Origin of the sequence: Enterococcus sp. ARL09-542 (assembly GCF_005234805.1) — a bacterium.
In the GTDB taxonomy this organism is placed as follows: domain Bacteria; phylum Bacillota; class Bacilli; order Lactobacillales; family Enterococcaceae; genus Enterococcus_D; species Enterococcus_D gallinarum.
In genome coordinates, this window is the sequence record NZ_QPQX01000006.1 from 93,351 (window position 1) to 108,463 (window position 15,113).

11 protein-coding genes are annotated in these 15,113 nt (G+C 41.7%); 7 read left to right on the top strand and 4 right to left on the bottom strand.

Features of this window, described 5'->3' with window-relative positions; genetic code table 11:
• Positions 1–147: 147 nt before the first annotated feature.
• The 5 genes from DVW06_RS08560 (at position 148) to DVW06_RS08580 (ending at position 9,687) form a co-directional block, all read left to right on the top strand.
• Complete coding sequence (locus tag DVW06_RS08560; RefSeq protein ID WP_003126871.1) at positions 148–945, top strand: isoprenyl transferase; 798 nt, start codon at positions 148–150, stop codon at positions 943–945.
• Positions 942–1,748: a phosphatidate cytidylyltransferase gene (locus DVW06_RS08565; RefSeq protein WP_003126872.1), complete on the top strand. Its 807-nt coding sequence runs from the start codon at positions 942–944 to the stop codon at positions 1,746–1,748. Before DVW06_RS08560 ends, DVW06_RS08565 begins: the two co-directional genes overlap by 4 nt.
• Before the next feature lie 437 nt (positions 1,749–2,185).
• Entirely contained in the window at positions 2,186–3,454 is a 1,269-nt protein-coding gene (rseP, locus tag DVW06_RS08570; protein ID WP_003126873.1) for an RIP metalloprotease RseP, read from the top strand.
• 73 nt (positions 3,455–3,527) lie between these two features.
• Positions 3,528–5,231 (top strand): proline--tRNA ligase, encoded by a 1,704-nt coding sequence (locus DVW06_RS08575; protein ID WP_029487016.1) that lies wholly within the window; start codon positions 3,528–3,530, stop codon positions 5,229–5,231.
• Positions 5,232–5,337: 106 nt separating this feature from the next.
• Complete coding sequence (locus DVW06_RS08580) at positions 5,338–9,687, top strand: PolC-type DNA polymerase III (RefSeq protein ID WP_003126876.1); 4,350 nt, start codon at positions 5,338–5,340, stop codon at positions 9,685–9,687.
• 111 nt (positions 9,688–9,798) lie between these two features.
• Here the strand turns inward: DVW06_RS08580 and DVW06_RS08585 are convergent, their stop codons facing one another.
• From DVW06_RS08585 to DVW06_RS08595, 3 genes are all read right to left on the bottom strand, one after another.
• Positions 9,799–10,740, bottom strand: a complete 942-nt coding sequence (locus DVW06_RS08585) for an AEC family transporter (protein ID WP_060814671.1) — start codon at positions 10,738–10,740, stop codon at positions 9,799–9,801.
• Between the two features lie 121 nt (positions 10,741–10,861).
• Complete coding sequence (gene yidC, locus DVW06_RS08590; protein WP_005472205.1) at positions 10,862–11,791, bottom strand: membrane protein insertase YidC; 930 nt, start codon at positions 11,789–11,791, stop codon at positions 10,862–10,864.
• A gap of 112 nt (positions 11,792–11,903) precedes the next feature.
• Entirely contained in the window at positions 11,904–12,185 is a 282-nt protein-coding gene (locus DVW06_RS08595) for an acylphosphatase (RefSeq protein ID WP_005472207.1), read from the bottom strand.
• 109 nt (positions 12,186–12,294) lie between these two features.
• On the opposite strand from DVW06_RS08595, the gene DVW06_RS08600 reads away from it, so the two are divergent.
• Together DVW06_RS08600 and DVW06_RS08605 are read left to right on the top strand one after the other, a co-directional pair.
• On the top strand, positions 12,295–13,053 hold the full coding sequence (locus DVW06_RS08600; protein WP_137264560.1) for a TrmH family RNA methyltransferase: 759 nt from the start codon (positions 12,295–12,297) through the stop codon (positions 13,051–13,053).
• 125 nt (positions 13,054–13,178) lie between these two features.
• Positions 13,179–13,691 (top strand): HD domain-containing protein, encoded by a 513-nt coding sequence (locus DVW06_RS08605; protein WP_003126881.1) that lies wholly within the window; start codon positions 13,179–13,181, stop codon positions 13,689–13,691.
• Between the two features lie 119 nt (positions 13,692–13,810).
• Here DVW06_RS08605 and DVW06_RS08610 read toward each other — a convergent pair whose 3' ends face one another.
• A complete protein-coding gene (locus DVW06_RS08610) occupies positions 13,811–15,013 on the bottom strand; it encodes a YdcF family protein (RefSeq protein WP_137264561.1) in 1,203 nt (400 codons plus the stop codon).
• Between the last annotated feature and the right edge of the window lie 100 nt (positions 15,014–15,113).

Here is a 15,113-nt window from a genome sequence, read left to right on the forward strand (position 1 = left end):
AGCGCCCTTTTTTTATTCCTAACAAAGAGAAAATGTTTTTGTTTTTCTTTAATATAGATTTCTTTTTTTACTTTTCATAGGCAAGAAATATGATTATTGTTATAATGAAAAAGATGAATTTTACGAAATGGAAGAGGAGCGAATCATATGTTGCGTTTTTTTCCACAAAAAGACAAATATGTTAAGGAAGAAACTGAATACGAACTTGATCCGGCATTACCTGTGCCTCAGCATATCGCGATCATTATGGACGGAAATGGCCGCTGGGCTCAGAATCGGCGTCTACCACGGGTGGCAGGGCACAAAGAAGGGATGGAGACAGTGAAGACGATCACGACCCATGCCTCGCGGCTTGGAGTCAAAGTCTTGACATTGTACGCATTCTCAACGGAAAATTGGAAACGACCAAATGAAGAAGTCGATTACTTGATGCAATTGCCAGTTGATTTTTTTGACACGTTTGTACCAGAGCTGATCAAAGAAAATGTGAAGGTCCATGTGATGGGCTTTACCGAATATTTGCCTGCTCACACTCAAGATGCTGTCAATCGTGCCATCGAACAGACCAAGGAGAATACAGGAATGGTCCTGAATTTCGCTTTGAACTATGGCAGTCGTGCTGAAATGCTGCAGGCGATCCAAAAGCTGTATGAAGAACTAGACCACACACAGGAGACGGTGGAAATCACCGAAGAAATGATGGACCAGCATCTCATGACTGGTTTCTTGCCTGCTGCACTTCGCGATCCTGAATTGGTGATTCGAACGAGTGGTGAAGAACGGATCAGTAATTTTCTTCTTTGGCAAATTGCTTATAGCGAGCTCTTTTTCACTAAAGCATTATGGCCTGACTTTGATGCCCAATTGTTAGAAGCTGCCATCGGCAGTTTTCAACAGCGAAATCGGCGTTTTGGCGGGTTGAACAAGAAGGAGGACAAAAAGTGAAACAACGTGTGATCACCGCAGTGGTGGCATTAGCATTTTTTTTACCAGTTATTTATGTCGGTGGAATAGCCATCGAGTTGACGGCAGCTTTACTTGCCGGAATTGGTGTGTTTGAATTATTTCGGATGAAAGGATTAGCGGTTCTCAGTTTTGAAGGGGTGTTATCGATTCTTGGGGCTGTGATCTTAGTCTTACCTAAAGATCCTTGGTTTGCTTTCTTACCAGCAAATACAGATAAAAGTGCCTTGTTTTATCTGATTGTCTTGTTGTTGCTAGGGATCGCTGTCGTTTCCAAAAATATGTACACCATTGATGAAGCAGGTTTCCCCGTTTTAGTCAGTCTGTATGTGGGTGTCGGCTTTGAACGTTTCTTGACGGCTAGATTAGTACCAAACGGATTAGTTGTGCTGATTTTTGGCTTGTTTATTGTTTGGGCGACAGATATTGGTGCTTATATGGTTGGCCGCCGATTCGGCGCACATAAGCTATGGCCGGAGATCTCACCGAACAAGACCGTTGAAGGGGCATTGGGCGGAATTGTTTCGGCAGTCGTTGTGGCAGCTCTTTATTTGTTGGCATTCCCAGGCAACGATTACTTTGGCCATGGAAGTCTGATCATGATCGTATTGACGATTATTTTTTCGATTGCTGGTCAGTTTGGTGACCTTGTCGAATCAGCTATCAAGCGACACTACGGAGTAAAAGATTCAGGCAATATTTTGCCTGGCCACGGCGGGATTCTTGATCGTTTTGATAGTATGCTGTTTGTTTTTCCAATCATGTACTTATTAGGTGTTTTCTAAAGCAATCATTTAGTTAGTCTAGATAAACGAGCAATAATCACTTGCTTGACTAGATAAGTGCTAGGTCATTAATTTGTTTGATCAGCTCCGCAGAAAGAAGACAATTTTTAACCTCATTTTAACCTTATTTCAACCTCTAAATGAAGCCTGTTTTCACGGGACCAGACATTTAGAGGTTTTTTAGTTCTCGACTACTTGGCGGTCGAAGCTTTTTTGACGGACCCCTGTGAAGAATGCGAGGGTAAGGAAAAAAGAACACTTTTCCTGTTAAGGAATGTGTTGGGAGAAAGAGCCACAGTCTTTTTATGCGTGTTAGAGCTTGGTTCTTTAAATTCTTGTTACAATAACGCCGGAAGTTCCTCATTAGGTGTGGGTGTGATAAAATAAAGAAAGGTTTCCCCTTTAGCAAGAGGGAACAGTGAAAGCGAGGAAACAGAATGAAAACGATTCTTGTGTTTATTATCATATTTTCTGTTGTGGTCGTAATCCACGAATTTGGACACTACTTCTTTGCCAAACGTGCAGGGATTTTAGTTCGGGAATTTGCCATTGGAATGGGTCCAAAGCTTTTTGCCCATCAAGGAAAAGATGGAACGACTTACACGATTCGAATGTTACCATTAGGTGGCTATGTTCAAATGGCAGGCTGGGGCGAAGATGAGACAGAGCTGACACCAGGTATGCCGATCTCACTTGTGCAAGACAAGGATGGAAAAGTCATCAAGATCAATACTAGCAAAAAGGTGCAGTTGCCTCATGCGATTCCGATGGAAGTGGTAGACTTTGATCTCGAAGAAAAGTTGACGATTGCAGGGTACATCAATGGAAATGAACAAGAAAAAGTCGCTTATGCGGTCGATCATGATGCAACCATTATTCATGAAGACGGTGTGGAAGTAAGGATTGCACCGAAAGATGTTCAATTTCAGTCAGCGAAACTTTGGCAGCGAATGTTGACCAATTTTGCTGGACCGATGAATAACTTCATCTTAGCTTTTGTTTTATTCACAGGGTTAGTGTTTGCACAGGGTGGTGTACAAGATGTGAATACGACCAGCATCTCTGGTATCCAAAATGGTTCACCAGCCGCTGAGGCAGGCTTGAAAGATGGCGATGAGATCTTAGCAGTCAATGGCAAGACAGTATCCAACTGGCAGGAATTGAGCAGTGAGATCCAAAATTATCCTGACACGAAGATCCCCCTTGAAGTGAAGCGGGGAAGTGATACATTAACGATTGAAGCAACGCCAGAAGGGAAATATGCTGAAGGAGAAAAAGTAGGATTTATGGGAATCAGTCCTGGCTTGAAAACAAGTCTTGGTGACAAGCTATTAGGTGGCTTGAAATTGACCTTCAACAATGCTTTACTGATTTTCCGAGCTGTCGGTAATTTGATCGTACAACCAGATCTGGACAAATTAGGCGGTCCGGTGGCCATTTTCCAATTGTCCTCACAAGCAGCCTCACAAGGGGTAGCTTCTGTCGTCATGATGATGGCGGCGATCTCCATCAACTTAGGAATCTTCAATTTGTTGCCTATTCCAGGATTGGATGGCGGCAAACTCGTTTTGAACATTCTTGAAGGTGTCCGAGGTAAACCGATCAGTCAAGAAAAAGAAGGAATCATCACGTTAATTGGGTTTGGTTTTTTGATGTTGCTGATGGTGTTAGTGACTTGGAATGATATTCAGCGCTTTTTCTTTTGATTAGAGGAAGCAGCTGATATGGGCCAAGCAGGGTGTATGGTATAGCAAAGTGTTTGCAGCAAAGGAGAAAAAAATGAAGCAGTCGAAACTGTTTATTCCGACATTGCGGGAAATACCAAGTGATGCGGAAACATTGAGTCATCAACTTTTAGTTAGAGCCGGTTATATTCGGCAAGTGGCAGCAGGCATCTACATGTATTTGCCTTTAGCCCAGCGGGTGTTGGAGAAAATTAAAAAATTGATGCGGGAAGAATTAGCCAAAATTGATGCAGTAGAAATGACGATGCCAGTTTTATTGCCCTTGGAACTATGGCAAAGTACTGGGCGAGACGGGCTTTATGGGCGCTCACTGTATCAGTTAACGGATCGAAACGAGCGGGAGTATGTCTTGGGGCCAACCCATGAAGAGCCTTTTACGGAATTGATCAAAAGTGAGATCTCTTCCTACAAACGTCTGCCGATCAGTTTGTATCAGATTCAGTCAAAATACCGAGACGAACAACGTCCGCGCTTCGGTTTGATTCGCAGTCGCGAATTCATCATGCAAGACGGCTACTCATTTCATGCCGATGAGTCAAGTTTAGATACGACTTATCGTCGGTATGAAGCAGCCTATCACGCGATTTTGCAGCGTTGTGGTCTGGAGTATCGCGCAGTGATTGGTGATAACGGTCTGATGGGAGGGCATGATTCCAAAGAATTCATGGCACTGTCGCAGATTGGTGAAGAACTAATTTGCTACTCAACGGAAAGCGACTACGTGGCGAATTGGAAAATGGCCACAAGTTTGTATGTATCAAAGAAATCTCACGAAACCTTTCTTGAGCGCGCAGAGTTGCAGGTTGATCCATCTTATTCTCTGGAAGAAGTAGCTGCAGCTTGTGAGAGTGACTTGACTAAGATCGTTCAGTCCTTTCTTTTGTTTGCTGATGGAGAACCGGTCATGATTCTTCTACGTGGCGATCATCAATTGAACGAAGCAAAAGTCAAAAATTTTCTAGAAGCCGATCAATTGAAAATAGCTACACCAGAAGAATTACGTTGTCATCTGCAAACTGAAGCAATCAGTCCCATTGAGCTGCCGGAAAATGTCCGCTTATATGCTGATCAGCATGTACAAGATTTAGCAAATGTGATCGTCTTTGGAAATCAACCGGGCCATTACTATCAAAACGCAAATGTAGGACGAGATTTTTCCCCATTGGCATTTGCTGATTTTCGATTGGTGCAAGAAGGTGATCCTTCTCCAGATGGCAAAGGGGTCCTAACTTTCACACGAGGAATCGAAGTTGGCCACATTTTCAAGCTAGGAACCAAATACAGTGAAAGACTTGGTGCGACAGTTGTCGATGAGAACGGTCAGGAGACGCCAGTCATGATGGGGTGTTATGGCATCGGTGTATCTCGTCTTCTATCAACAATCGTTGAACAGCACGGCAATGAAGAGGGAATCGATTGGCCGAAAGAGATTGCACCCTATGATATCCATATTATTCAAACCACAATGGAAGACTCGTATCAAACTGCTTTGTGCGAGGAAGTAGAGCAAGCGATGCTTGCTGTCGGTTATGAAGTTTTAGTAGATGATCGCAACGAACGTGCTGGTGTCAAATTTGCGGATGCGGATTTGATAGGCTGTCCGATTCGATTGACCATTGGCAACAAAGCGACAGAAGGGATTGTCGAAATAAAAATCAAACACACAAATGCAACCGTTGAAGTTCGTAAAGAGGAAGTGGCTACGACATTAACGATCTTGTTGACTGCATCTGAATGATCCGTGACAAAAATCGAGGAAGGGGGAGCCCTTTCTCGATTTTTTAATGAAAGACAAAAGAAAAAGAGGTATACTAATTAATACTGAGAAAAAGGAGGATGGTCAATTGTCAAAAGAAAGAGAGACCTTTGAGATTTTATTAGAGCAAATCAATGCTGGTCCTGATTTACGCCAACATCCTTTGATACAGACCGCTCAAATCAAACAAGTCGTGGTCCATCGCCAGTCAAAAGCTTGGACATTTTACTTGCAGTTTGATACATTGCTACCCGTTATGGTGTATCAATCGTTCAAACAACATTTGGAACTGGCCTTTAAGGAAATCGCTGCGGTGCGAATGATCATTGAAGCCAAGGATAATGCCTTCGATCAACAACTGATCCAAGAGTACTGGCCATTAGCACTCGCAAATCAAAACTGTGATCGTCCACTAGTACAGCAAGTCATTAAGAATCAGCTACCGGTAGTGAATGAGAAAAAAGTGATCCTGCCTGTTACCAATGAAGCGGTAATCGCGATTTTGCAGCAACAATATTTACCAATCATTGAAGAAAACTATCAAACATTTGGTTTTCAAAAATTTCGTATCATTCCTGAAATGGATGCCGAACAAGCAGAAGAAGCTTTAAAAGAATTGGAAGCTCGTAAAGAAGAACAGACTGCTGCTTTCCAATTACAGGCTGCTGAGAACTTGATCGCCCATGAACAGCGGAAAAAAGAAGTGAAAGCTGTTGAATTTGACGGTCCGATTGCATTGGGAAGGAATATTCCAGCCGATGAACCCGTTACCCCAATGATTAATATCATTGAGGAAGAACGCCGTGTGACGATCCAAGGATATGTCTTTGATAAAGAAGTTCGGGAATTACGTTCAAAGCGGAAGATCTTGATTCTGAAAATCACGGATTATACGTCATCTTTCAGTGTCAAAAAGTTCTCCAATAATGAAAAAGATGAACAAATCTTTGAGGCAATCGCCAAAGGCAGCTGGGTAAAAGTTCGCGGAAGCGTGCAGGAAGATACCTTTATGCGAGATCTTGTTATGAATGCTCAAGACTTGATTGAGGTAAAACACGAGATTCGGAAAGACTATGCACCTGAAGGAGAAAAACGGGTGGAACTCCATCTTCATTCAAATATGAGTACGATGGATGCCACGAATAATATCAGTGATTTAGTTGCACAAGCTGGAAAATGGGGACATAAGGCGATCGCTATTACGGACCATGGTGGCGCGCAAGCTTTCCCAGATGCCCATCATGCGGGTGAAAAAGCTGGTGTTAAGATTTTATATGGGGTTGAAGCCAATATCGTTGATGATGGCGTTGCAGTGGCTTATAACCCTAAACCAGTTCCTTTGACGGATGCCACGTATATTGTGTTTGACGTGGAAACGACGGGGCTATCTGCCGTTTATGATACAATTATCGAATTAGCGGCTGTCCGCATGCATAAAGGCAATGTGGAAGGCTCATTTGATGAATTCATTGATCCAGGACACCCATTGTCTCGCACCACCGTAGAGCTTACAGGGATCACGGATGAAATGGTTCGCGGTTCTAAATCAGAAGAAGAAGTATTGCGACTCTTTAGAGAGTTTTCTGAAGGAGCAATCTTGGTTGCCCACAATGCTTCTTTCGATATGGGCTTTTTAAATACGAGTTATCGAAAATATGGGATTCCAGAAGCCGAAAATCCAGTTATTGATACATTAGAACTGGCACGTTACTTATATCCTGAGTTCAAACGTTTTGGTCTAGGCGTCTTATCTAAAAAATTCGGCGTCAGCTTAGAACAGCATCACCGAGCGATCTATGATGCGGAAGCCACGGGCCATTTAGCTTGGATCTTTGTCAAAGAAGCGATGGAAAAGCATGGCATGCTGCTGCATGAAGACTTGAACCGCCATGTGGGAGGAGAGAACTCCTTCAAAGCGGCGCGACCATTCCATGCGACGATCTTGGCGAAGACGCAAGCCGGATTAAAAAATTTATTTAAATTGATCTCGATGTCGAACGTGAAATATTTCCATGACAAAGTCCCAAGAATTCCTCGCTCGGAATTGGTGAAGCTGCGGGAAGGATTACTTGTAGGAACCGCCTGTGACAAGGGAGAAGTCTTTGTCGCCATGATGCAAAAAGGGGTGGATGCTGCCCGTAAATTAGCAGAGTTCTACGATTATATTGAAGTCATGCCCAAAGAAGTTTACGCTCATTTGATTGAGACCGAACTTGTTAAGAATGAATCAGACCTAGAAGACATTATTCGCAACCTGATCGAGATCGGGAACGAATTAGGCAAAGTGGTGGTAGCTACAGGGAATGTTCATTATTTGAATGAAGAAGATGCGATCTATCGTAAGATTTTGATCAATTCAATGGGGGGAGCCAATCCTCTGAATCGCCATAGTCTCCCAGCTGTTCACTTTCGGACGACAGATGAGATGCTGACCGCTTTTCAATTTTTAGGCCCAGATACAGCCAAAGAAATCGTCGTGACAAACCCCAACAAAATTGCGGATATGTGTGAAAAGGTCATTCCAGTCAAGGATGATTTGTATACGCCAAAAATCCCAGGTTCCGAGCAAGAAATCACAGATCTAAGTTACAATCGTGCCAAAGAATTATATGGGGATCCTTTGCCTGAGATCGTTGAAAAGCGATTGAAAAAAGAATTAGATTCCATTATCGGAAATGGCTTCTCCGTGATTTACCTGATCTCCCAAAAACTGGTACACAAGAGCAATGAAGATGGCTACTTGGTGGGCTCGCGGGGATCTGTCGGTTCCAGTTTTGTCGCAACGATGACGGGGATCACTGAAGTGAATCCATTAGCTCCTCATTATTATTGCCCAGACTGTCAGTACTCGGAGTTTTATGAGGACGGGTCTTATGGTTCTGGCTATGATATGCCAGAAAAAAAATGTCCGAAATGCGGCACCCGACTAAACAAGGACGGTCATGACATTCCGTTTGAAACCTTCTTAGGTTTCCATGGAGATAAAGTCCCCGATATCGATTTGAACTTCTCTGGGGAATACCAGCCCGAAGCGCACAATTATACAAAGGTTCTTTTCGGAGAAGATTATGTTTACCGTGCAGGAACGATCGGTACGGTAGCAGACAAAACCGCATTCGGTTTTGTAAAAGGGTTTGAGCGGGATCACAATCTTCATTATCGTGCAGCAGAAGTGGACCGATTGGCCAAAGGGGCTACCGGAGTGAAGCGCACCACCGGACAGCATCCAGGGGGGATCATTGTAATCCCCGATTATATGGATGTCTATGATTTCACACCGATTCAATACCCAGCCGATGATATGAATTCTGAATGGAAGACGACACACTTTGATTTCCACTCGATCCATGACAATATTTTGAAACTGGATATTTTAGGACATGATGATCCGACAGTGATTCGGATGTTACAGGACTTATCTGGAATTGATCCAAAAACGATCCCTACCGATGATCCAGAAGTTATGCGTATTTTTGGCGGAACGGATGTTTTAGGTGTAACAGAAGAGCAAATTTATTCTAAAACTGGTACCTTAGGGATTCCTGAATTTGGGACCCGTTTCGTACGGGGGATGTTGGAACAGACCCATCCGTCCACCTTCGCAGAGTTGTTGCAGATTTCAGGACTTTCCCACGGAACGGATGTTTGGCTAGGAAATGCCGAGGAACTGATTCGGCGCGGTGATGCCAACTTGGCAGAAGTCATTGGTTGTCGGGATGACATCATGGTCTATCTGATTCATGCAGGATTAGATGACGGTATGGCTTTCAAAATCATGGAGACGGTTCGTAAAGGACAATGGAACAAGATCCCGGATGATTTGCGAGATACTTATCTGCAAGCGATGCGGGAAAATAATGTCCCTGAATGGTATATCGATTCTTGTTCTAAGATCAAGTATATGTTCCCCAAAGCCCATGCGGCAGCCTATGTATTGATGGCATTGCGGGTCGCTTACTTCAAAGTATATTTCCCAATTCTGTATTACTGTGCCTATTTCTCTGTTCGTGCGGACGACTTTGATTTGATCGCCATGTCAAAAGGCAAAGAAGCGGTAAAAGAGCGGATGCAAGAAATCAATGACAAAGGCATGGATGCATCGACAAAAGAAAAAAACTTGCTGACTGTTTTGGAATTGGCCAATGAAATGTTGGAAAGAGGCTATGAATTTGGCATGATCGATTTATATAAATCGGATGCTGAGAATTTTGTGATCGATGGCAACAAGCTGATCGCACCATTTCGAGCTGTACCAAGTTTAGGTCTAAACGTAGCCAAACAAATCTGTGAGGCCCGGAAAGATGGTCCGTTCTTGTCCAAAGAAGATCTGGCCAACCGAGGAAAAGTTTCCAAAACATTAATCGAATATATGACAGACAATGGTGTCTTGAAAGATTTACCGGATGAAAATCAATTGTCGTTGTTTGATATGCTATAAGGAAGAAATTTATTATCAACTATAAAAACGATTCGCAGGCACTATCTTTCTCAGAAATGATAGGTCCTCGAATCGTTTTTTTGTTTTATACATCGACACTTTTGCTGCATGTCATAATAAAACCATCAACAATAATGGAATGTAAATCATATAAATCAAAACGGAGTAGCCTAATGAAGAAGCAGCAAACTCTTCATCTCCCTGGTAATTTCTAACCAGGATCGGCACAGAATTTTGAACAGGCATCGATGCTTGGATGATAAAGACTTGCAACATCAATGAAGGAACCTGTATCCATTGACCAATCAGCCACACGATCAATGGAGAGAGGAGAAAACGACCTGCGAGGACACCGGCAAGATCCTTGGTCATACGTAAATTCTTGATACCACTATAGTAAACGATGATCCCAATGATGAACATGGATAGAGGCGTGGTCAACTCAGAAAGATAGCCTCCTAGGCCTGCAATAAATTTCGGTAAAGGAAAATCGAAGAGCATCCAGATCAATCCAATAATAAACCCAATCAATGCAGGAGAGAAGATTTTTTTCAACACAACTAAAGGGTGAAAGGAGACTTTTGCTTCTTCGAAACTAGGGCTGTCTCGAGCGATTTCATAGATCCCAACCGTCCAAAACAAACTAGTGTTGACAATATAATAAAGCAAGACATAAGGAACAGCCTTTTCGCCAAAAATAGCCAGGTTGATCGGTAATCCAATAAAAATTGTATTGGAAAAAGTAAACATGGTGGAGAAGGATCCATGATGAGTGGGAGCTACTTGAAAGAAACGCTGCCAAAGTTTACTGATCCCATAAGTAATGACAATGGATAATAATGGAATAATCATTCCAGAAAACAATGAAAGGAATTCATCGCGGGTAAAATTCTTGATGATATTCAAAAACATACTTGCCGGCAGTGAGAGATTCAAAACAAGTTTTGAAAAGGTATCTGCTGTACGATTTGAGAACCATTGCTTAAAAGACAACCAGTAGCCAATAAACATCAAACTAAAAATCACAAAAATATTGCTATATGCTTGGAACATGAACTCACCTCTCTTTCACTATAGCGAATCTTGATTCCATAATCAATTCAATCAGAAAAGAATACCCCAAAAAAGCAATCAAAAAAACTATGACCGAGAAGAGTCGGTCATAGTTCTAAATTTATTTTCGTTGTTGTTTGCCGGCATTACGGCCTTTTGCATTTTTATGATTCAAGTTTTTTGGCGTTGTAGGCTGCGTCTGCTGCGTAGGAGTGACATCTTTCCGAGGCGTCACGACCGTTTTAGGCGGATTGGCTTTCATTTCTGCTTCAACTTGCGCACGAATCTTAGGTTTCATGATGACATTTGTAATAAAGGTTTGCAGGCAGCTGAAGACCCCGCCGACAACCCAGTATAACGTTACACCAGCAGGTGCACTTAATGACATGAAGACAATCATCAATGGCGAAACGATCAACATTGTTTTCATCGTTTTTTTCTGTTCTTCTGGGATTCCAATGGTTGAAATATATCCTTGTATGAGATACGAAATACCAGCAATGGCTACAAATAGGAAACTTGGTTGTCCTAAGGAAATCCCAAAGAATTCCGAATTTTGAATCCCTTGTGTGTAACGAGCAGTAAAATACAAAGCTGAAAATATTGGCATCTGAATCAGCAGCGGCAAGCAACCGATTCCGCCAAACATGCTGACATTATTTTCAGAATAAATTTTTTGCATGTCTGCTTGTGCTTGCATTTGTTCTTCACGAGTGGTCGCTTTTTTCAAGTTGGCTTGTGCGATATCTACCTGCGGTTTCAAGAACTGCATTTTTTCACTTTGGATCATCGTTTTCTTCGATTGATGGATCCCAAGCGGTAAGATAATGAGGCGTACAACGATTGTCACAGCGATAATTGCCCAACCATAAGACCAATCGAAGTTTTCTACCAGCATGGTGATCAAATTACCTAATGGTTTCACTAAGAAACGATAGATCATGCCGTTTTCATTCGGTGTTCCATCAGAGTTTGTGCTGACGCATCCGGATAAAGTCAGTAAAAGTCCTAACAATCCAGACGAGAGCAGCCATTTATTCATTTTTGACATTCTTTTCTTCCTCTTCACTATAAATTTAGACAAAAATAACTATACTAAAAAAGACCGACTATTTCAATGTACAAAAGGAAATTCATTGAAAAATCAATCTTTCGTCGTAGATTTAGTAACCATATTCAACATCAAAACTTGTTCTTTCCTTGATAGAAGGATCTTCTTGGATCTTTGTACTTGTCACTTTACCAGAAGGAGACGGTGAATCTTTGACCGCTTCAACAAAAGCGTCTACCTGTTTCTCTTCGCCGATAGCTTCGATCGTTACTGAACCATCAGATTCATTTTTGACGGATCCTTGGATCCCCATCCGGTCCGCTAACAATTTTGTCGTGTAACGAAAACCGACTCCTTGGACTCTGCCTTGAACTTGAATGCGTATTTTTTTCATCAAATCATCCCTCGTTTCAGTCAACCTCTATAGTATATGATAGCGTTTTTCTAACGAAAGAACAAGTTTCATCCTTTGACTCATGCTATAATGAGGCGAGGTGAACAGGATGAAGGAAATTCTTTCAAAAAAAAATATATTGATCAAAGAGGTCAAAAAACTCGCACAAAAAAAATACCGCAATCAAACCAATACGTATATAATCGACGGTTGGCATTTGGTACAAGAAGCCATTGCAGCATCGGCACCGATCAATTATCTATTTGTTACTGATAAAGGAATCCAAGAAACCGGCAATCAGTTAAAAGACTATCAAGACAAAGTATTTCGTATCTCCGATGAAGTAGCTGCTTTTCTATCAGATTTACCGACACCCCAAGGGATCTTTGCAGTGATCGAAAAAGAGACGGTTCAAGAAACGATTCATGGAAATTGGCTGATTTTAGATAATGTCCAGGATCCAGGGAATGTTGGGACTATGATTCGTACAGCCGATGCTGCGGGTTTTGCTGGGGTCTTTTTAGGAACAGGCACAGCTGATCGTTACAGCACAAAAGTCTTGCGTAGTATGCAAGGCAGCAACTTTCATTTACCGATCCTTGAAGGGGATGTGCCAGCATTCATCCAAAAATTAAAAGCCCAAGGGACTGCTATTTACGGGACTGAATTGAATAAAGAGGCGGTTTCTTATACGGAGTTATCTAAGAAAGGAACAGCTGCGTTTATCTTAGGGAACGAAGGACAAGGCGTCCATCCAGATATTTTAAGGTTGACCGATCAAAATGTCTATATTCCTATCTATGGGCAAGCAGAATCACTGAATGTAGCTATTGCTGCCGGTATTTTGATGTACTTTTTTGTCAGTTAGACTTTTTTAAGGAACTGTTAAACTCAAAGCAACTCTTTGGATTCTCCTAGAATTCTGTCTGAGCAGATGCTATACTTCTATTTGTAAGAAATAAGCAGTATCAAAAAGGTGGCAGGCATAAATCTATGACAGAAAAATGGCAAGAAGATAGCGAGTATATGTCTTATGTAGCAGATTTGTTAGAGACAGAAGCTGTAAAAAAATTAGCCAATTATGTTCAACATATGAGTTCCACACGTTTAGAACATTCGATCAGCGTTTCTTATTACAGTTATAAATTGGCAAAAAAATGGGGCGGCAATGCTCGTGCAACAGCTCGGGCTGGATTATTGCATGACCTTTTCTATTATGATTGGCGTACAACCAAATTCGATGAAGGAACACATGCCTATATGCATCCGCGAATTGCCGTTAAAAACGCAGAGAAAATTACTGAATTAAGTGATCTCGAGCGGGACATTATTTTGAAACATATGTGGGGAGCAACCATTGCACCACCCCGATATAAAGAAAGTTATATCGTAACCATGGTGGATAAATATTGTGCGGTGAAGGAAGCATCAGAACCAATGACTCAAGCCATGAAAGCAAAATGGCAACAACGGTTTTGGCATAAACAACGACCAACACATCTCTAATAAAACAGGCAAGCGCCTAGAATCTGTAGTGATTTATCAGATTCCAGGCGCTTTTTTTGTATGGTGGTGAAACAATTGGATCGTGGTGCTCATGATTCCATTCAAAGGGCATACTTACGCTAGTTTCCAAAGAAAAATTCGAGAATAGTCATCAAAAAGATGATGATTGCAATTCCGCCTATAGCTAACGCATGTCTTTTTTTGTGCATGAACAAAATGGCGATATATTCTCGTAAAAAAGCATTCGGCAAGTAATAGAAGGCTGTGTGTGAGCCAATCCCATCTGCTTTGACATGCGCTTGGTCGGCGTACATCCCTGCCCGGAAAATATGATAGTTATTGGAAGCAAAGATTGCGTGATATCCTTCTGGACGTAACGAATCCATGATTTCTTTGGAGAATTTCATATTTTCGTAAGTCGTTGTCGAATTGGCTTCCACTAAGATTTCACTTTCAGGGATTCCTTGAGAAACGGCATATTCTTTCATGGCCACTGCTTCAGGAATTTTTTCGTCGCTGCCTTGACCACCGGACATCAAAAGACGAGGGGCTGTTTTCTTCGCACGAAATTGAAGATGATAAAATGCGATGGCTTTATCGATCCGTTGGGCTAATAATGGAGAAACTTTCTCGCCATTAAGGAGACCTGCCCCTAAAACTATAATGAAGTCCTGGTCATAGCGGGGATGATTGAATTGATAAATAACCGAGATCGACAAAAAGTTAAGAAAAACCACAAAAAAATAAAGCAGCGATGCCGGAAAAATTGTAAATAAAACACTGACCCAACTTGGTAAGGCATGTAAAAAGGAATCCGATACCAACAAGATCGTTAAAACGATAGCTAAAACCAATGTCAATAGGTTGGCCAATGAGTGGGATTCTCGGCGTAAAACGACGATTGAATTCCAATAGAGGAAAATAATCAATCCATACAAACCAAAAAGAAAAACGAATAGAAAGCCAACTAATGCAACGGCTAAAATCCCGCCGACTAAAATATCTTCTGTCCGATAAAGATTAACGAGCAAATAAATCCCAAAGGTCAAGATGTAGACATTAAAAAGCAAACCATTCACTAAACGATGCTTGTTTTTAAAATAGGAATATAAAAATAATCCGGCCAAACTAAGCGGGGCTAAGATAAAAAAACTGCCAGTACGTAATTCCGAAATGGACAAATAGGCCAATAAAGCGGCAATCGTCCAACAACACTCGAAGAAAAAGATATCTGGGTCATCTTTTTTCTTGCGGTACCAAAAAACAAAAATCGCTCCTAAGATATAAGCGATACTGAAAAGCCCAATTTGTGTAAAATCCATTCTTTTCACTCCTTTAAATCTAAGAACAGTATACCTAATTTTCGAAGAAAAAGCTTGCAGATGTGGTCAAAGTTGCTGAATTTTCTTGAATTCGCTACAA

Excerpts from the sequence above, each read along its gene's own strand:
- DVW06_RS08560 (WP_003126871.1), top strand. The coding sequence starts at position 148 with ATGTTGCGTTTTTTTCCACAAAAAGACAAATATGTTAAGGAAGAAACT.
- rseP (WP_003126873.1), top strand. The coding sequence starts at position 2,186 with ATGAAAACGATTCTTGTGTTTATTATCATATTTTCTGTTGTGGTCGTA.
- DVW06_RS08575 (WP_029487016.1), top strand. The coding sequence starts at position 3,528 with ATGAAGCAGTCGAAACTGTTTATTCCGACATTGCGGGAAATACCAAGT.
- DVW06_RS08585 (WP_060814671.1), bottom strand. The coding sequence starts at position 10,740 with ATGTTCCAAGCATATAGCAATATTTTTGTGATTTTTAGTTTGATGTTT.
- yidC (WP_005472205.1), bottom strand. The coding sequence starts at position 11,791 with ATGTCAAAAATGAATAAATGGCTGCTCTCGTCTGGATTGTTAGGACTT.
- DVW06_RS08595 (WP_005472207.1), bottom strand. The coding sequence starts at position 12,185 with ATGAAAAAAATACGCATTCAAGTTCAAGGCAGAGTCCAAGGAGTCGGT.
- DVW06_RS08600 (WP_137264560.1), top strand. The coding sequence starts at position 12,295 with ATGAAGGAAATTCTTTCAAAAAAAAATATATTGATCAAAGAGGTCAAA.
- DVW06_RS08605 (WP_003126881.1), top strand. The coding sequence starts at position 13,179 with ATGACAGAAAAATGGCAAGAAGATAGCGAGTATATGTCTTATGTAGCA.
- DVW06_RS08610 (WP_137264561.1), bottom strand. The coding sequence starts at position 15,013 with ATGGATTTTACACAAATTGGGCTTTTCAGTATCGCTTATATCTTAGGA.